The organism is Natrialbaceae archaeon AArc-T1-2, from assembly GCF_030273315.1.
Taxonomy (GTDB): domain Archaea; phylum Halobacteriota; class Halobacteria; order Halobacteriales; family Natrialbaceae; genus Tc-Br11-E2g1.
In genome coordinates this window covers 1,190,178-1,206,559 of the sequence record NZ_CP127174.1, presented here as the reverse complement: position 1 = coordinate 1,206,559, position 16,382 = coordinate 1,190,178, and the positions used below count along the sequence as shown (strand labels likewise).

The 16,382-nt window shown below is 64.2% G+C and carries 17 protein-coding genes and 1 rRNA gene; 11 read left to right on the top strand and 7 right to left on the bottom strand.

Features of this window, described 5'->3' with window-relative positions:
* Positions 1-258, top strand: a complete 258-nt coding sequence (locus QQ977_RS06170; protein WP_345783357.1) for a PLD nuclease N-terminal domain-containing protein — start codon at positions 1-3, stop codon at positions 256-258.
* A gap of 165 nt (positions 259-423) precedes the next feature.
* Positions 424-606: a DUF7501 family protein gene (locus tag QQ977_RS06165; protein WP_285928221.1), complete on the top strand. Its 183-nt coding sequence runs from the start codon at positions 424-426 to the stop codon at positions 604-606.
* Here QQ977_RS06165 and QQ977_RS06160 read toward each other — a convergent pair.
* The 4 genes from QQ977_RS06160 to QQ977_RS06145 are packed head-to-tail and all read right to left on the bottom strand — an operon-like array spanning position 603 to position 3,735.
* Positions 603-1,304, bottom strand: a complete 702-nt coding sequence (locus QQ977_RS06160; RefSeq protein ID WP_430540844.1) for a TOBE domain-containing protein — start codon at positions 1,302-1,304, stop codon at positions 603-605. The two genes, QQ977_RS06165 and QQ977_RS06160, sit on opposite strands and share 4 nt — an antisense overlap.
* Positions 1,305-1,306: 2 nt before the next feature.
* Positions 1,307-2,077, bottom strand: coding sequence for an amino acid ABC transporter ATP-binding protein (locus tag QQ977_RS06155; protein WP_285928220.1), 771 nt, complete (start codon positions 2,075-2,077; stop codon positions 1,307-1,309).
* Positions 2,074-2,790, bottom strand: coding sequence for an ABC transporter permease (locus tag QQ977_RS06150; protein ID WP_285928219.1), 717 nt, complete (start codon positions 2,788-2,790; stop codon positions 2,074-2,076). The genes QQ977_RS06155 and QQ977_RS06150 overlap by 4 nt, the downstream gene beginning before the upstream one ends.
* A 33-nt stretch (positions 2,791-2,823) precedes the next feature.
* Positions 2,824-3,735 carry a substrate-binding domain-containing protein gene (locus tag QQ977_RS06145; RefSeq protein WP_285928218.1) on the bottom strand — a complete coding sequence of 304 codons (912 nt, stop codon included), beginning with the start codon at positions 3,733-3,735 and terminating at the stop codon, positions 2,824-2,826.
* 420 nt (positions 3,736-4,155) lie between these two features.
* Here QQ977_RS06145 and QQ977_RS06140 point away from each other — a divergent pair, with 420 nt between their 5' ends.
* The 8 genes from QQ977_RS06140 (at position 4,156) to lpdA (ending at position 13,142) form a co-directional block, all read left to right on the top strand.
* Positions 4,156-5,127: a PstS family phosphate ABC transporter substrate-binding protein gene (locus QQ977_RS06140; RefSeq protein WP_285928217.1), complete on the top strand. Its 972-nt coding sequence runs from the start codon at positions 4,156-4,158 to the stop codon at positions 5,125-5,127.
* Positions 5,128-5,129: 2 nt separating this feature from the next.
* Positions 5,130-6,065, top strand: a complete 936-nt coding sequence (gene pstC / locus QQ977_RS06135) for a phosphate ABC transporter permease subunit PstC (protein ID WP_285928216.1) — start codon at positions 5,130-5,132, stop codon at positions 6,063-6,065.
* Positions 6,065-6,925 carry a PstA family ABC transporter permease gene (locus QQ977_RS06130; protein WP_285928215.1) on the top strand — a complete coding sequence of 287 codons (861 nt, stop codon included), beginning with the start codon at positions 6,065-6,067 and terminating at the stop codon, positions 6,923-6,925. The genes pstC and QQ977_RS06130 overlap by 1 nt, the downstream gene beginning before the upstream one ends.
* A complete protein-coding gene (locus tag QQ977_RS06125) occupies positions 6,922-7,728 on the top strand; it encodes a phosphate ABC transporter ATP-binding protein (protein WP_285928214.1) in 807 nt (268 codons plus the stop codon). Before QQ977_RS06130 ends, QQ977_RS06125 begins: the two co-directional genes overlap by 4 nt.
* A 236-nt stretch (positions 7,729-7,964) precedes the next feature.
* Complete coding sequence (gene pdhA / locus QQ977_RS06120) at positions 7,965-9,077, top strand: pyruvate dehydrogenase (acetyl-transferring) E1 component subunit alpha (RefSeq protein ID WP_285928213.1); 1,113 nt, start codon at positions 7,965-7,967, stop codon at positions 9,075-9,077.
* 4 nt (positions 9,078-9,081) lie between these two features.
* Positions 9,082-10,068 (top strand): alpha-ketoacid dehydrogenase subunit beta, encoded by a 987-nt coding sequence (locus QQ977_RS06115; protein WP_285928212.1) that lies wholly within the window; start codon positions 9,082-9,084, stop codon positions 10,066-10,068.
* Positions 10,068-11,585 carry a dihydrolipoamide acetyltransferase family protein gene (locus tag QQ977_RS06110; protein ID WP_285928211.1) on the top strand — a complete coding sequence of 506 codons (1,518 nt, stop codon included), beginning with the start codon at positions 10,068-10,070 and terminating at the stop codon, positions 11,583-11,585. Before QQ977_RS06115 ends, QQ977_RS06110 begins: the two co-directional genes overlap by 1 nt.
* A gap of 96 nt (positions 11,586-11,681) precedes the next feature.
* Positions 11,682-13,142 carry a dihydrolipoyl dehydrogenase gene (gene lpdA / locus QQ977_RS06105; protein WP_285928210.1) on the top strand — a complete coding sequence of 487 codons (1,461 nt, stop codon included), beginning with the start codon at positions 11,682-11,684 and terminating at the stop codon, positions 13,140-13,142.
* A gap of 51 nt (positions 13,143-13,193) precedes the next feature.
* Here lpdA and QQ977_RS06100 read toward each other — a convergent pair whose 3' ends face one another.
* The 3 genes from QQ977_RS06100 to QQ977_RS06090 form a co-directional block, all read right to left on the bottom strand.
* Complete coding sequence (locus tag QQ977_RS06100) at positions 13,194-13,487, bottom strand: DUF7521 family protein (RefSeq protein WP_285928209.1); 294 nt, start codon at positions 13,485-13,487, stop codon at positions 13,194-13,196.
* Complete coding sequence (locus QQ977_RS06095) at positions 13,484-13,861, bottom strand: winged helix-turn-helix domain-containing protein (RefSeq protein WP_285928208.1); 378 nt, start codon at positions 13,859-13,861, stop codon at positions 13,484-13,486. The genes QQ977_RS06100 and QQ977_RS06095 overlap by 4 nt, the downstream gene beginning before the upstream one ends.
* Before the next feature lie 139 nt (positions 13,862-14,000).
* Positions 14,001-14,156: a YHS domain-containing protein gene (locus QQ977_RS06090; protein WP_285928207.1), complete on the bottom strand. Its 156-nt coding sequence runs from the start codon at positions 14,154-14,156 to the stop codon at positions 14,001-14,003.
* Positions 14,157-14,897: 741 nt separating this feature from the next.
* Between QQ977_RS06090 and QQ977_RS06085 the strand changes: the two genes are divergently transcribed.
* Positions 14,898-16,367 (top strand): 16S ribosomal RNA (locus tag QQ977_RS06085).
* Positions 16,368-16,382 lie beyond the last annotated feature (15 nt).

Here is a 16,382-nt window from a genome sequence, read left to right as displayed (position 1 = left end):
ATGAGCAACGCGTTGCTTCTTCTCCTCGTCGGCATTCCGCTGGTGTGGCACGCCGCTCTCACGGGGTTCACTTACTACGATTCGGAGAAGGTGGGACTGTCGCAGACGAAGTGGACGGCGATCGTCTTGCTCGTCCCGATCTTCGGCTTTTTCCTCTATCTCCTCACGCGAAGCGAACTCGACTACGATCCGGAGACCGATCCCTACGCGGGTGGCAACTACAACATCCACGAATCCCGCAGGGACGACGACGAGTAGTGTCCGGCACAATCCGGTACCGCCCTCGTCCTCGAGAAACTCCGTCCCGAGAGCTCTCGCTCCTTAACCAGTTCCAGTAATATTAGGGACATATAATCACGTGGGTAGTATATTATATGTTTATTGGGTAGCTTCTTGTGCCAGTTCGGTCACGTCCCGCGTACGATGTCAGCTAACGCTGCTACGAACTGGAGCGATCCCGGGACGTGTCCGTTCTGCGGATCGGCGCTTGCAACTCCCGGTGCCGGCTTCGTCGACCACCTGGCGGAGAGCCCCGACTGTGCGTCCGGCTTCGAGATCTGGCGGGAGAACGTCGCCGGCGATCTGGCCGGCGAGTGGAGCGGCTAGGAGAGGTCGATCCCTCGCGCGGCCGTCGCCTTGAAGGAGGCGACGACCTCCCGGCCGGGCTCGAGAGCGAGCCGTTCGCGGCTCTCGCGGGTCACGAGCGCCTCGAGGTCGACGCCGTCCGGCTTGCCAGTCTCGTCGGCGAGGGCGATCCGGATCCTGGCGATGGCCTCGCCCGGTTCGACGTCGACGACGACCCCGCCGAACTGGTTGCGGAGGCTGGTTCCGTCGGCGTCGGGCGTCTCGTCCGGGTCGGTGAGGACGACGGCGTCCGAGCGAACGGTCACCTGGACCTCGCTCGCCTCGGCCGGGACGAGCGCCCGGACCGGTCCCACGGACGTCGAGACCGTCGCGAGCTCGCCCGTCCGGGACTCGACGGTGCCCGTAAAGACCGACTCGGTGACCGACGCGACGCCGTCGAGTTCGGCCTCGAGTCGGTCGAACTGTCGACACAGCCGAGTCGCAGTCGCGGTCAGTTCGGTTCCGCCGCCGTCTGTCCCACCGCGTTTGCGTTCGGTCAACTGGCCGACGGCCTCCTCGAGTTCGACGACGCGACGCTGGATCCGGGCGTAGGAACGGCCGAGTTCCTCGGCGGCCCGATGCATCGAACCGTAGCGATCGATCGCCTCGAGCATCTCGACGTCGCGTTCGTCGATCCGGACGTCTTCGACCGCGAGTCCCGGCTCTGCCGTCCTGTCCATACTCAGTAGACGAGTTCGCCGTCGATGAACTTTCTCGTTCGCTCGTCGGACGGTCGCTCGAACACCCGGTCGGTCTCGCCGGCCTCGACGATCCCGTCCCCGAGCAACACCGCGACTCGGTCGGCGATCCGCCTGGCCTGGTGCATGTCGTGGGTCGCGATCGCCACGCCGATCCCCCGGTCGCTGGCCTCGCCGACGGCCTCCTCGATGACCGCCGTGTTCCGCGGGTCGAGATCCGACGTCGGCTCGTCGAGCAGGAGGGCGTCCGGCTCGTAGGCGAGTGCTCGGGCAAAGGCCACCCGCTGGGCCTCGCCGCCGGATAGCGAGCTGGCCTCTTGCTCGAGACTGTCCTCGAGCCCGACGACCTCGAGTGCGGTCGCGGCGGCCTCGCTCGTGCCGTTTCGCTTGCCGACGAGCGCGGCCACCTCACGCCGGAGCCGCTCGCGCCAGTCCTGGCGCACCCGGAGGCCGTACTCGACGTTTCGCCTGACGCTCGCGTCGAAGAGGTTCGCGTCCTGGAACACCATGGCGATCCGTCGACGGAGCTCGAGGCGTCGCTGCTCGGGGGCGTCCCAGACGTCGACGCCGTCGTACTCGAGGGTACCCGCGTCGGGTTCGTCGAACAGTCCGAACAGACGAAGCAGCGTGGTCTTGCCGACCCCGGAGGGGCCGATGATCGCGACGACCTCGCCGCCCTCGACGCCGAGAGTGACGTCCTCGAGGACGGCCGTCCCGTCGAAGCCGTGGGAGATATCAGCCGCGTGAAGCGTCATCGTATCCTCCCGGTGTCGCTTCCCAGCCGGACGACGACGCCGTTGACGATCAACACGAGGACGAGCAGGATTGCGCCGAGTAACATCGCCGTCTCGAAGCGGCCCTGACGGGCCTCGAGTTGGATCGCGGTCGTCAGCGTGCGGGTCTTCGAGGTGCCGTCGGCACCGGCGATGTTTCCGCCGACGATCAGCACCGACCCGACCTCGCTGATCGCCCGGCCAAAGCCCGCAAGCACCGCCGTCGCGATGCCGTAGCGGGCCTGTTTGATCGTCACCAGGGCGACGTCGAGTTTCGTCCCGCCCATCGCGAAGGCGGCGTCACGGACGCCCTGGTCGACGCTCGAGACCGCCGCGAGGCTGACGCCGGTGATCACCGGCATCGCGAGCACGAACTGGGACATGATCATCGCCTCCGGCGTGAACACGAGATCGAACGTGCCGAGTGGTCCCTGACTCGAGACGAGAAAGAGCACGGCGAGTCCGACGACGACGCTCGGAAACCCCATCCCGGTGTTGATGAGCGCCGTCACCAGCCCCTTGCCGGGAAACTCCCGCATCCCGACGAACAACGCGATCGGGAGACTGGCGAGCGTGCTCAGGAAGACCGCGGTCAGGCTCACGTACAGCGAGACGCGGGCGATGCTCCTGACGTAGTTCCACTCGAACGGGAACGTGGCGAGCAGGGGATCGATCGTTGCGACGTCGACTGTCATTTCTGGCGTGTGTGGCGATGGATTCCGCCGGGGTTACTCCTCACTGCTCCAGTCCTCCGGAACGTACTGCTGGAAGTTCGGATCCTCCGGGACGGCCCTGGGGAAGAACAGCTGTTCGCCCTCGACGGTGTACGCTTCGATGCGGTCCTGACCCTCGGGGCTCGTGAGAAATCCGATGTAGGCCATCGCGAGGTCGTACACGACGTGGTCGTGGGCCGCCGGATTGACCGCGACGATCCCGTAGGGGTTCGAGAGCTGTTCCGGACCGTCCTCGATCGGACCCTGGACGAGGATCACCAGGTCGTCGTCCCGGGAGAGAAACGTCCCGCGGTCGGAGAGCGTGTAGCTGCCCTGCTGGGTTGCGTTGTTCAGCGCATCCCCCATCCCGCCGCCGATCTCCTGGTACCAGTCACCGCCGGGATCGATCCCGGCTTCCTCCCAGACCTCGAGCTCTTTGGTGTGGGTGCCGGATTCGTCCCCCCGGGAGACGAACGACGCCTCCGAATCCGCGATCGAGGCGAACGCGTCGGCCGCCGACTCCATCCCCTCGATACCCGCCGGATCGTCCTCGGCACCGACGATCACGAAGTCGTTGAACATCAGGTCCCGGCGGTTCACGCCGTATCCCTCCCGCATGAACTCGTCCTCGAGCGAGCGGGCGTGGACCATCACGACGTCTGAGTCGCCGTTTCTCGCCGTCTCGAGGGCGGCTCCGGTTCCCTGTGCGACGACGTCGACGGTGACGCCGTACCGATCCTCGAAGGGCGCGTTCAGTTCGTCGAGCAGCCCCGTGTCGTCGGTACTCGTCGTCGTCGTCAGTGTGAGTGTCTCGCCGCTGACGCCGGGTCGTTCCTCGTCGCCATCGTCCCCACCGAGACAGCCTGCCAGTCCGGCTGCCGCGACACCCCCGATCGATGCGACGACCTCCCGACGTTGTATCGACATGGGCACATCGTCGTTGCCCGTGGCAAAATAGCTTTCGACGATACGTAACGTATGTTGGTTACGGGATTCGAGTACTAGCGAAGCTGTCACTGTCACGTCTCGTGATTCACTCCCGTGACGAGAGGTAACGAAACCACTCGTGGCTGACATTCGCCCCGGTCGATCGACGCAGTCTGTCGATACAGATACCGGCAACATATTCGCCGGCGGCGTCCGTGGACGTGACGCGTGACGTCGTAAACTGCGCCGAACGGCCGCAAGCGCGCGTTCTGGCGGCTGGATTGGTACTCTCTCTCGTTCGTGATCGCAGCGTTGTCTGTCCGGTTCAGGAAAGTATTGCGACCATCACGTTCTTACCACAAGTCTTGAGAGGAAAAGAAAGGATAGTACTCCGGAATCGGAATGGAACGACTGGTACCAATGTCCCTAGAACGTGGCTACTCGCGGCGCTCGTTGCTCGGATCGATCGGAGCCGGTTCGGCACTCGGTCTCGCCGGCTGTCTCGGTTCGAACGGCGACTCGGCGATCCGAATCTCAGGCGGCGTGGGACCACTTCCGATGATGCAGGTGTGGGCCGACGAGTACGAACGGGCGACCGGCGTTTCGATCGACGTCTCCGGCGGCGGCACTGGCGTCGGCGTCTCCGACGTCTTGCACGGTCAGGTCGACGTCGCTATGATGGGACGAGCGCCCGACCCGGACGAACTCGATCGGGGACTGGTCGCGGTCGCAATGCTCGTCGATACCGTCGTCGGCACGGTCAACGTCGACAATCCCGTCTACGAGCAACTCAGAGAGCACGGTCTCACCCAGCGCGACCTCGAGGCGATCTTCACGAAGACGGTCACGAACTGGGGCGAGGTCGTCGAGGCGGACGTCGACGAACCGATCTACGTCTACGGCCGGTCCGACTCCTCGGCTGCCTACAAACAGTGGGGCGAGTTCCTCGGCGGGTACACCGAGAACGAACTCGAGAACCTCGCCGACGGGAACTTCGACGGCGACCAGCAGATCGCGCAAGCGATCGACAACGACGCACACGGGATTTCGATGAACAACATCAACTACGTCTACGACTTCAACACCGGCGACCTCGAGATGAACGTCCGACCCGTTCCGCTCGATCTCGAGGGAACCGGGACGCTTACGCCGACGGAGGACTTCTACGAGACTCGCGACGCGTTTCTCGCCGCCGTCGAAGACGGCATCTATCCGTCGCCACCGGCTCGCGAGATGTTTCTCGCAGCTAACGGGGAGTTCGAGTCGGAGGCCGCGGCGTTCGTCGAGTGGGTCCTCACCGACGGCCAGGAGTACGTTCGAGAGAACGGCTACGCCACGCTCGAGGACGATCGGCTGGCCCAACAGCGAGACGCGCTGGCGGAGGCGTCGTAAGTATGGCGACGACTGACACGAACCAACCCGACCGGTCGAACGGACTCGATCGACGGCTGCTGATCGAACGGCTAAGCAGTTACTGGCTGCTCGGTGCCGGACTGTTCGCCGTCGCGTTGTTCGGACTGATCGTCCTGACGCTCGTCCAGCAGTCGATACCGATCGTCTCCGAGCACTCGCTGCTCGAGATGGTGACCTCCTCGAACTGGGATCCCGCACAGAACGAGTTCGGCTTCCTGCCGGCTATCGTGGGGACGATCTACGTCACCGTGCTCTCGATGGCGATGGGGACGCCGATCGCGATCCTCGCGGCGATCTACATCGCCGAGTACGCCGAGGGACGAACGAAAGTTCTCGTCGCGTCGTTCATCGACGTCCTCGCGGCGATCCCGGGGGTCGTCTTCGGACTGGTCGGACTGATCGTCGTCGTCCCGTTCGTCGGCGACTACCTCGCGCCGGCGGTTGGCACACACAGCATCGGCCTGGGAATCGTCACGGTGAGTCTGGTGATGGCGATCATCGTCACCCCGTTCATGATCTCGCTGTCGGTCGAGTCCCTCGAGGCGCTTCCCGACGAACTTCGCGAGTCGGCACTCGGCGTCGGCGCGACGAAGTGGGAGATGATCCGGACGGTCCTCTTGCGGGCAGCGGGGCCGGGCATCTTCTCGGCGATCCTGCTCGGCTTCGGGCGCGTCTTCGGTGCGACGATCGTCCCCGCGATGCTCATCGGCGGCCAGACGGCGGTCCCGGAGAGCCCGTTCGACGCGGGCGAGACGCTGCCGACGCTGATCGTCAACGACTTCGGCGAGTTGATGTCGATCCCGATTACGCAGTCGGCGCTGATTCTCGTCGGGTTGCTGTTACTCGTGATCGTCTGGCTGTTCAACGTCGGGGCGATGCTCGTCCGTCGCAGACTGCAACGGAGGTGGCAGTACTGATGGACCGATACCTCGAACAGCGACTGTTCGGCCTGCTCGCCCGTGCAAGCGCCGCGCTCGTCGTCGCGGTGCTTCTGATCGTCGTCGGCGTGACGCTCTATCGCGGCGGGCGCGTGTTTCTCACCGACCCAGCAGTCGCGGTAACGCCGCCTGGGTCGCGGTACATGCTCGACGGCGGCGGCGGATTCCTCCACGCCGTGTTGGGAAGCATCTTCATCGTCGTCCCGGCGACCGTCGTCGCGACGACGCTTTCGATCTCGACGGCGGTCTTTCTCCAGAGCGACTACTCGAGCGAGCGCACGTCGGACGTCATCAACATGTTCCTGAACGTCCTCTGGGGGACGCCCCCGATCGTCTACGGCGTGTTCGTTCTGACGGTGATCATCGCCGTCGGCGCACAGACGAGTCTCGTCTTCGGGATCGTCGCAATCGCCATCTTCCAGTATCCGATCATCACGCGATACGCCGACGAGGCGTTGCGGTCGGCTCCCGACACGGTCAGGGAGGCGACGTACGGACTCGGCGCGACCCGGTTCGAGGCGGCTCGCGTGACACTCCGGGCGGCTCTGCCGGGCGTCGTCGCGGGTGTCGTCATGGGGTTCGCTCGCGGCATCGGCGACGCCGCGACGGTGCTCTTTACCGCCGGCCGGAGCACGCAGATGCCCGCCGGCCCGTTCGAACCGGCGACGACCTTGCCGATTCTCATCTTCGAGCAGGCGGCGTCGTTCAACGCCGAAGTGCGCTCGCACGCGTACGCGGCCTCGTTTCTGCTCATCGTGGCCGCCCTGACGCTGATTCTCGTCTCGAAACTGCTCGCAGGGCGGTTCGCACGCTACACACCAGGAGGGAGATATTCATGACGACACCACGAGAGACCAACGCGATCCGAACGGAACACTTCGCACTGACCTACACCGGCGCTCGCGACGTCGAGGCGCTTGCAGGCGTCGACGTCTCGTTCGCCGAGAACCGCCTGACGACCATCATCGGTCCCTCGGGCTGTGGCAAGTCGACGCTGCTTAAGTCGTTGAACCGGCTTCACGAGATCAACACCGCCGTCGACATCTCGGGAGAGGTTTACATCGGCGATCAGCCGCTTTACGACACCGACGAGCCGCTGCCGGAGATTCGCCGGCGGGTCAGCTACGTCCCCCAGGAGCCGACGCCGTTGCCGATGTCGATCTACGACAACGTCGCCTACGGCCCGCGACTCCACGGCGACCTCTCCACCGCCGAACTCGACGAGCGCGTCGAGCAATCCCTGCGAAAAGTCGATCTCTGGGAGGAGGTCGCGGACCGACTCGAGACCCCCGGCGCACAACTCTCCCGGGGACAGATCCAGCGGCTCTGTCTCGCCCGGTCGCTGGCCGTCGAACCGGACGTCTTGCTGTGTGACGAGGTGACCTCTGCGCTCGATCCGGTCTCGGCCGAGACCGTCGAAGAGACCCTCGAGTCGCTCAAATCGGAGTACACGATCGTCATGGTTACACACAGCATGAGCCAAGCGAGAGCGCTCGCCGACGACGTCGTCTTCCTCTATCTCGGCGAGGTCGTCGAGGCGAACGACGCCGAGTCGTTCTTCGAACGACCGGAGACCGAACGCGTCCGGGAGTTCCTCGGCGGTCACGACGCTGTCGCGCCAGCACCGATCGATCCCGCCTAGGGTCGATCCCGCCTAGAACTGATCGAATCGCACGCACGTTCACTCGCGCCATCGCCCGAAGAAAGAACTGTTCACACGTCCTTTGATAAACTTGTTGCAGAAACGAGTGGGTGATTATAACTCATAGTGGTTCCACTCTTCGTCGTATATGCGAGAATAACTTTGATAGCAACGTATTTACGAAACTCCTATAACGCAGGCGATAGATAGGTGGGTATGCACAGGTGCCGCTATCCGTGAGTACGTTACAGCGCGATCCCCACGATCGGGTGCAGGTACTCGACGACGCCGGTCGCGTCCTCGAGGGAGCGGCGGTGCCGGACCTCTCGGAGGACGAGTTAGTCGAGATGTACGAACAGATGCGCCTGGCCAGACACTTCGATCAGCGCGCGGTAAGTCTCCAGCGTCAGGGCCGGATGGGGACGTATCCGCCGCTGTCGGGACAGGAAGGTGCCCAGATCGGCAGCGCCCACGCACTCGAGGACAGCGACTGGATCTTCCCTAGCTACCGCGAACACGGGGCTGCGCTCGTGCGCGGAATGTCGCTGAAGCGAACGCTTCTGTATTGGATGGGCCACGAGGACGGGAACCTGATCCCCGAGGACGCGAACGTCTTCACCGTCGCGGTGCCGATCGCGACCCAGATTCCACACGCGACGGGTGCCGCCTGGGCGTCGAAACTCAAAGACGAGGACGACACCGCCTTCCTCTGTTACTTCGGCGACGGCGCGACGAGCGAAGGCGACTTCCACGAGGGGCTTAATTTCGCCGGCGTCTTCGACGTACCGGCGGTCTTTTTCTGTAACAACAACCAGTGGGCGATCTCGGTTCCCCGGGAACGCCAGACGGCGAGTGAGACCTTAGCCCAGAAGGCGACCGCCTACGGCTTCGAGGGCGTGCAGGTCGACGGGATGGACCCACTTGCGGTCTATCAGGTCACTCGCGACGCCATCGCAAAGGCCAAAGATCCCGACGAGGACGAGCTTCGACCGACGCTCATCGAGGCCGTCCAGTATCGCTTCGGCGCTCACACCACTGCGGACGATCCGTCGGTATATCGCGACGACGAGGAGGTCGAACGCTGGAAGCAGAAAGACCCGATCCCACGGCTGGAGACGTTCCTGCGGTCGAACGGGATACTCGAGGACGAACGCGTCGACGCGATCGAACGCCGCGTCGAGGAGGCAGTCGCCGACGCGATCGACGAGGCGGAAGCCTCCACACGGCCCGTCCCCGAGGAGATCTTCGCACACGTCTACGAGGGGATGCCCAAACGGTTACAGCAACAACTCGAGTGGTTCGAATCGGTGCGCGAACGACACGGCGACGACGCCCTCCTCGAGGAGTAAGATCATGGCTACGGATACGGAAAACCTCACGCTCGTACAAGCGGTTCGGGACGGACTCCACGCAGAGATGGAACGTGACGAGGACGTCCTCGTGATGGGCGAGGACGTCGGGAAAAACGGCGGCGTCTTCCGGGCGACGGAGGGTCTCTACGAGGAGTTCGGCGAGGAGCGAGTGATCGACACGCCACTCGCCGAGTCCGGCATCGTCGGCACCGCGATCGGGATGGCCGCCTACGGCCTCCGGCCGGTCCCGGAAATCCAGTTCATGGGCTTTATCTACCCCGCGTTCGACCAGCTCGTCTCGCACGCGGCCCGGCTGCGGACGCGCTCGCGCGGACGATACACCTGTCCGATGGTCGTCCGCGCCCCCTACGGCGGTGGCATCCGCGCGCCCGAACACCACTCCGAGTCGACGGAGGCCTTCTTCGTCCACCAGCCCGGCCTCAAGGTCGTCGTCCCCTCGACGCCGTCCGACACGAAGGGGTTGTTGACGAGCGCGATCCGCGATCCGGACCCGGTGGTCTTTCTCGAGCCCAAGCTCATCTACCGGGCGTTCCGCGAAGAGGTCCCGAGCGAGTCCTACGAGATTCCCCTCGGCGAGGCCGCGGTCAGACGCGAAGGCGCGGACGTCTCGGTGTTCACCTGGGGAGCGATGACCCGGCCGACGCTTTCGGCTGCCGACGACCTCGCGGGCGAAATCGACGTCGAGGTCGTCGATCTCCGGACACTGTCGCCGCTTGACACCGACGCCATCGTCGACTCGTTCAAAAAGACCGGTCGTGCCGCAGTCGTCCACGAGGCCCCCAAGACCGGCGGGCTCGCCGGCGAGATTACCGCGACAATCCAGGAGGAGGCCCTGCTGTACCAGGAGGCCCCGGTCAAACGTATCACCGGCTTCGACACGCCGTTCCCGCTGTACGCACTCGAAGACTACTACCTGCCCGAGCCGGCCCGCATCAAAGACGGCATCCGCGAGGCGGTGAACTTCTGATGGTTCGTGAGTTTCACCTCCCCGACGTCGGTGAGGGCGTCGCCGAGGGCGAACTGGTCTCCTGGCTCGTCGCCGAGGGCGAGGTGGTGAGCGAAGACCAGCCCGTCGCCGAGGTCGAGACCGACAAGGCACTCGTCGAGGTTCCCTCGCCCGTCGACGGTACCGTCCAGGAACTCCACTGGGCGGAAGGCGACGTCGTCCCCGTCGGCGACCTGTTCGTCACCTACGACGTCGCCGACGGGGAGGCCGAAGGCGACGCCGACGAGGCGGTCGAGGCCGACGCCGAGGAACGCTCCGACGAAGCCGACGACGAGACCGGGGGGGTCACCACGCCCGGCGGACGCGTCTTCGCGCCCCCGCGCGTTCGAAGACTGGCTCGCGAGGAGGGCGTCGACCTCGCGACGCTCGAGGGCAGCGGCCCCGGCGGCCGGATCACGGAGGGAGACGTTCGTGCAGCCGTCGACGCGAGTGCGGAGCCAGCGACGGCGGCCGACGACGGCGAGTCAGAACTCGAACACGAATCCGAGCCCGAGCCCGCACCGACCGACGAACCGGCGACGGACGAGAACGAGACCGGCCAGCAACCGACGCTCGAGTCGGCTGACCGCGATCGGACCCTCGCCGCGCCGGCGACGCGTCGGATCGCCGAGGAAGCAGGCGTCGACATCGACGCCGTCCCGGCGGCCGAGGAACGCGACGGCGAACCGTTCGTCACGCCGGAGGCGGTGATGGCGTACGCCGACGCCCAGAAGCAGGCTCAGGAGGCGGACGTCGAGGCTCTCGAGGCGGCGGCCGACACAGAGCGTGGGGAACGACGCGAGCCGTTTCGTGGCGTCCGCAAGCGGATCGCCGACGCGATGGTCGAGTCGAAGTACTCTGCCCCACACGTCACCCACCACGACGAAGTCGACGTCACCGACCTCGTCGCGACTCGAGAGCGCCTCGCCGCGAGGGCCGACGAGCAGGGAATCACCCTGACGTACATGCCGTTTATCATGAAGGCGGTGGTCGCCGCGTTAGCGGAGTTTCCCGAGATGAACGCCGTGCTCGACGACGACGCCGAGGAGATCGTCTACCGCGACTACTACAACGTCGGCGTCGCGACCGCGACCGACGTCGGGTTGATGGTGCCCGTCGTCGAGGACGTCGACCGGAAGGGGCTGCTCCAGCTCGCCTCGGAGATGAACGAACTCGTCGAGAAAGCCCGCGAGCGAACGATCTCCCCCGAGGAACTGCAGGGCTCGACGTTCACGGTGACGAACGTCGGCGGCATCGGCGGCGAGTACGCCACGCCGATTCTCAACTACCCCGAGTCGGGCATCCTCGCGATCGGCGAGATCAAACGCAAACCCCGCGTCGTCACCGACGAGGATGGGACCGAGTCGATCGAGCCCCGGTCGGTGATGACGCTGTCGCTGTCGTTCGACCACCGGCTGATCGACGGCGCGGTCGGCGCACGCTTTACCAACGCGGTGATGGCGTACCTCGAGGACCCCGAACTGCTCCTGTTGCAGTGACGTTCGGGTTTCGAACCCGCTCGTAACGTTCGTGTTCACCGACACGCCCGACGGCTGGAGGAGGGTACTTATACGTCGGCTCGGCGAAAGACGAGTATGGTCGTCGGGGACGTTACGACTGGAACTGACGTACTGGTAATCGGTGCGGGGCCTGCAGGCTACGCCGCCGCGATCCGTGCCGGCCAGCTCGATCTGGACGTCACGCTCGTCGAAAAGGACGCCTACGGCGGGACCTGCCTGAACCACGGCTGTATCCCCTCGAAGGCGTTGATCTCCGCCACGAACGTCGCCCACGAGGCCGCCACCGCCGAGGAGATGGGGATCCACGCCGATCCCGCCGTCGACCTCGCGGGAATGGTCGGCTGGAAAGACGACGTCGTCTCCCAGCTCACCTCCGGCGTCGAGAAACTCTGCAAGGCAAACGGCGTCTCCCTGCTCGAGGGAACCGCACGCTTCGCCGGCGAGGACACCGTCCGGCTCTCTCACGACGGCGACGGCCAGGGCAGCGAAACGCTCTCGTTCGAACACGCGATCGTCGCGACGGGCTCGCGTCCGATCGAGATTCCGAACTTCGATTTCGCCGACGATCCGGTCCTCGATTCCAAACAGGCACTCGCACTCGAGTCGGTTCCCGACTCGCTCGTCGTCGTCGGTGCAGGCTACATCGGGATGGAACTCGCCGGCGTCTTCGCCAAACTCGGCACCGACGTCACCGTCGTCGAGATGCTCGAGGACGTCCTGCCCGGCTACGACGACGACCTCGCGCGACCGGTCAGAAACCGCGCCGAGGAACTCGGCGTCGACTTCCAGTTCGGCTACACCGCCTCGAGCTGGCACGAACGAGACGACGGCATCCGCGTCGTCGCCGATCCTGCCGAGGAGACCGCAGCCGACGGCGGTGAACTCGACGCCGAGACCGACTCGCTCGAGGTCGACGCCGAGAAGGTTCTCGTCGCCGTCGGTCGCGAACCGGTCTCTGACACGCTCGACCTCGAGACCGTTGGCGTCGAGACCGACGACCGCGGCTTCATCGAGGTCGACGACCGCACGCGGACGAACGTCGACGATATCTACGCCGTCGGTGACGTCGCCGGCGAGCCGATGCTCGCTCACACCGGCATGGTCGAGGGCCAGGTCGCCGCGGCGGTGATCGCCGGCGAACCCGCGGCGCTCGACCACCAGGCGATGCCCGCCGCGGTCTTCACCGAGCCCGAGATCGGCACCGTCGGAATGACCGAAACCGAGGCCACCGAGCAGGGCTTCGAGACCGTCGTCGGCGAGTTCCCGTTCCGAGCCAGCGGCCGCGCCTTGACGACCGGTCACACTGACGGATTCGTCAGGATCGTCGCCGAGGCGGACGACGGCTTCGTCCTCGGTGCCCAGATCGTCGGCCCCGAGGCGTCGGAACTGATCGCCGAACTCGGGCTCGCGATCGAACTCGGTGCGACCCTCGAGGACGTCGCTGCCACCGTTCACACCCATCCCACACTCTCGGAGTCGGTGATGGAAGCCGCAGAGAACGCCCTCGGTCGAGCGATTCACACGCTGAATCGCTAAGGGCAGGGTGAGGCGGCGCCGAACCGAGACCCGTGATCGACGGCCGATCGATTACTGTACGTACAGCGAGTATGCGATGATGACGAAGCCGACGAGCACGAGCAGACTCTCGATCAGGATCCCGATTGCAAGCGGCACGTTGAGCAACTCGTGGGCGAATCCCGCAATCACCAGTCCGAGCGTGACGATCCCAAAGCCCGTCGCCAGATACCCGAGCGCTCGCTGTCGTGTCCGCCGATACGCCTTGAACGAGAAGTAGGTGATGATTCCGCCGACGATCAACACGAGCGTCTTCACGACGGTCAGAGCGATCGCGGCTTCCATTCCGATGGTGTCTGGACTCATGTTTCCTTTCGCACCTCAGACCACAGCTCTGCGAGCCGTTCCTCTGCCGTCCGGGCCGGCCGTTCGATCTTGACTGCGAGCGACTGATCGTCCTCGAGAACGATCGTCACCTCCTCGAAGGCGACCGCGTACTTGCTCGCGTGGTGGCCGTCCTTTCGGATCTCGGTCGACTCCTCGAGCAGCGTCGCGTCGGTCAGTAACTCGAGCTTCCGATACAGTGTCGATTGTGGAATGTCACAGTGTGAGGTGAGTTCAGCGGCAGTCATTGGTTCGTCGAGATTCCGGATGATCTCCCGACAGTCGGGATCGTCGAGCGCGGAGCAGATCTCCGCCGCCGACGGTGCCGACTCCGAAGCGATCGAGTCCCGGACCATTCGTGCGCTACTTTTCACGCGGTTGATTTAGAGCCATCGATGGCGAGAAACACCACAGCCATCTCAGAGCTGACTGCGTTGCCGAGAACAGTACCCCACCGGCTGTAAGTTGTACACGACTCACAGCCGTCGTTGCCGGTCACCCGTTTTGTCCGTTCGTATACCGTTCTGGCTCCTGCCCGAACGCTTCCCGGCAATCGATCGAACAGAAGTAGTACATCTCTCCGTCGCGTTCGGACTGGATTTCGGTTTCGTTCGGATTCACGTCACGCCCGCACACTGGATCGGTTACCATCGAACACGACGTACCCGACGGCAGGAAAAACCAGTTTGGCCGGCCACTGCCAGCGTTTGCAACTCGGCGTATTTCCGTTTGGGAAATCGGCAGCGTCGCGGCCCGTGCGCGACGGACCGCGTCGACGGCCGTCGCGGCTTTATCAGTGCTCGAGACGGCATCCCACGTGGAGAATCGTCCCATGGTACCGGGATCCGATGATGGATTCGTTCGACGGCTTTATATATCCACCCCACCTCGAACCGAATGCACACAACGTGGCGACGATCGTCACGTCCTCCGACCGTTCCCGGTGCGGAGGTAGGAAACGCATTCCACGCCGACTCGAGCACGACCCGGTTGGACGGAGACGACGCCCTTATATACCCAGGGCAATTTCGACCGGATACGCGATCCCGTCACCTGGGCCGACTTCCAGGTGGTGGATGATCCGATGCCCTTAAGTGTTCGAGGGCGTTGGGATGAAAACGCAACGATGCGTGATCGACGGGGCATCAGCCCCGTCGGCACGGACGGTGCGCTTCGAAGGGGTTAAGTACTCCTCGAAGCGTACGATTACGTCCGAAGGAAATGAGGATCCTACCCCTGCGGTCTTCCGTACAGATGGGATCTGATGTGAGCCTTGGTAGTTCGGTGACGCCCGATCGGTTCGCGATCGTGGGTCGATCACCGAACGTGGACCATTTGTGTGAGTGTGTATCTACATTCACCGCCAAACCCTCCCCTTCACGGGGAGATAGCATTCCGGTTGATCCTGCCGGAGGTCATTGCTATTGGAGTCCGATTTAGCCATGCTAGTCGCACGAGTTCAGGCTCGTGGCAGATAGCTCAGTAACACGTGGCCAAACTACCCTATGGAGCGGGACAACCTCGGGAAACTGAGGCTAATCCCGCATACGACTCGACCCCTGGAATGGGTCGAGTCCGAAACGCTTTCGCGCCATAGGATGTGGCTGCGGCCGATTAGGTTGACGGTGGGGTAACGGCCCACCGTGCCAGTAATCGGTACGGGTCATGAGAGTGAGAGCCCGGAGACGGTATCTGAGACAAGATACCGGGCCCTACGGGGCGCAGCAGGCGCGAAACCTTTACACTGCACGACAGTGCGATAAGGGGACTCCGAGTGCGAGGGCATACAGTCCTCGCTTTTCACTACCGTAAGGTGGTCGTGGAACAAGAGCTGGGCAAGACCGGTGCCAGCCGCCGCGGTAATACCGGCAGCTCGAGTGATGACCGCTATTATTGGGCCTAAAGCGTCCGTAGCCGGCCGGGCAAGTCCGTCGGGAAATCCGCACGCCTAACGTGCGGGCGTCCGGCGGAAACTGCCTGGCTTGGGACCGGAAGACCAGAGGGGTACGTCCGGGGTAGGAGTGAAATCCCGTAATCCTGGACGGACCACCGGTGGCGAAAGCGCCTCTGGAAGACGGATCCGACGGTGAGGGACGAAAGCTCGGGTCACGAACCGGATTAGATACCCGGGTAGTCCGAGCCGTAAACGATGTCTGCTAGGTGTGCCACAGGCTACGAGCCTGTGGTGTGCCGTAGGGAAGCCGTGAAGCAGACCGCCTGGGAAGTACGTCCGCAAGGATGAAACTTAAAGGAATTGGCGGGGGAGCACTACAACCGGAGGAGCCTGCGGTTTAATTGGACTCAACGCCGGACATCTCACCAGCATCGACAGCAGGAGTGACGGTCAGTGTGATGAGCTTACCTGACCTGCTGAGAGGAGGTGCATGGCCGCCGTCAGCTCGTACCGTGAGGCGTCCTGTTAAGTCAGGCAACGAGCGAGACCCGCACTCCTAATTGCCAGCAGTACCCTTGTGGTAGCTGGGTACATTAGGAGGACTGCCGCTGCCAAAGCGGAGGAAGGAACGGGCAACGGTAGGTCAGTATGCCCCGAATGTGCTGGGCGACACGCGGGCTACAATGGCCGAGACAGTGGGATGCCACGCCGAAAGGCGACGCTAATCTCCGAAACTCGGTCGTAGTTCGGATTGCGGGTTGAAACTCACCCGCATGAAGCTGGATTCGGTAGTAATCGCGCCTCAGAAGGGCGCGGTGAATACGTCCCTGCTCCTTGCACACACCGCCCGTCAAAGCACCCGAGTGAGGTCCGGATGAGGCCCCGATCGGGGTCGAATCTGGGCTTCGCAAGGGGGCTTAAGTCGTAACAAGGTAGCCGTAGGGGAATCTGCGGCTGGATCACCTCCACAGCCCGGGACTGGG

What these genes read in the sequence shown, in the direction of transcription:
- QQ977_RS06170 (WP_345783357.1), top strand. Translation starts at nt 1, where the DNA reads ATGAGCAACGCGTTGCTTCTTCTCCTCGTCGGCATTCCGCTGGTGTGG.
- QQ977_RS06165 (WP_285928221.1), top strand. Translation starts at nt 424, where the DNA reads ATGTCAGCTAACGCTGCTACGAACTGGAGCGATCCCGGGACGTGTCCG.
- QQ977_RS06160 (WP_430540844.1), bottom strand. Translation starts at nt 1,304, where the DNA reads ATGGACAGGACGGCAGAGCCGGGACTCGCGGTCGAAGACGTCCGGATC.
- QQ977_RS06155 (WP_285928220.1), bottom strand. Translation starts at nt 2,077, where the DNA reads ATGACGCTTCACGCGGCTGATATCTCCCACGGCTTCGACGGGACGGCC.
- QQ977_RS06150 (WP_285928219.1), bottom strand. Translation starts at nt 2,790, where the DNA reads ATGACAGTCGACGTCGCAACGATCGATCCCCTGCTCGCCACGTTCCCG.
- QQ977_RS06145 (WP_285928218.1), bottom strand. Translation starts at nt 3,735, where the DNA reads ATGTCGATACAACGTCGGGAGGTCGTCGCATCGATCGGGGGTGTCGCG.
- QQ977_RS06140 (WP_285928217.1), top strand. Translation starts at nt 4,156, where the DNA reads ATGTCCCTAGAACGTGGCTACTCGCGGCGCTCGTTGCTCGGATCGATC.
- pstC (WP_285928216.1), top strand. Translation starts at nt 5,130, where the DNA reads ATGGCGACGACTGACACGAACCAACCCGACCGGTCGAACGGACTCGAT.
- QQ977_RS06130 (WP_285928215.1), top strand. Translation starts at nt 6,065, where the DNA reads ATGGACCGATACCTCGAACAGCGACTGTTCGGCCTGCTCGCCCGTGCA.
- QQ977_RS06125 (WP_285928214.1), top strand. Translation starts at nt 6,922, where the DNA reads ATGACGACACCACGAGAGACCAACGCGATCCGAACGGAACACTTCGCA.
- QQ977_RS06115 (WP_285928212.1), top strand. Translation starts at nt 9,082, where the DNA reads ATGGCTACGGATACGGAAAACCTCACGCTCGTACAAGCGGTTCGGGAC.
- QQ977_RS06110 (WP_285928211.1), top strand. Translation starts at nt 10,068, where the DNA reads ATGGTTCGTGAGTTTCACCTCCCCGACGTCGGTGAGGGCGTCGCCGAG.
- lpdA (WP_285928210.1), top strand. Translation starts at nt 11,682, where the DNA reads ATGGTCGTCGGGGACGTTACGACTGGAACTGACGTACTGGTAATCGGT.
- QQ977_RS06100 (WP_285928209.1), bottom strand. Translation starts at nt 13,487, where the DNA reads ATGAGTCCAGACACCATCGGAATGGAAGCCGCGATCGCTCTGACCGTC.
- QQ977_RS06095 (WP_285928208.1), bottom strand. Translation starts at nt 13,861, where the DNA reads ATGGTCCGGGACTCGATCGCTTCGGAGTCGGCACCGTCGGCGGCGGAG.
- QQ977_RS06090 (WP_285928207.1), bottom strand. Translation starts at nt 14,156, where the DNA reads ATGGTAACCGATCCAGTGTGCGGGCGTGACGTGAATCCGAACGAAACC.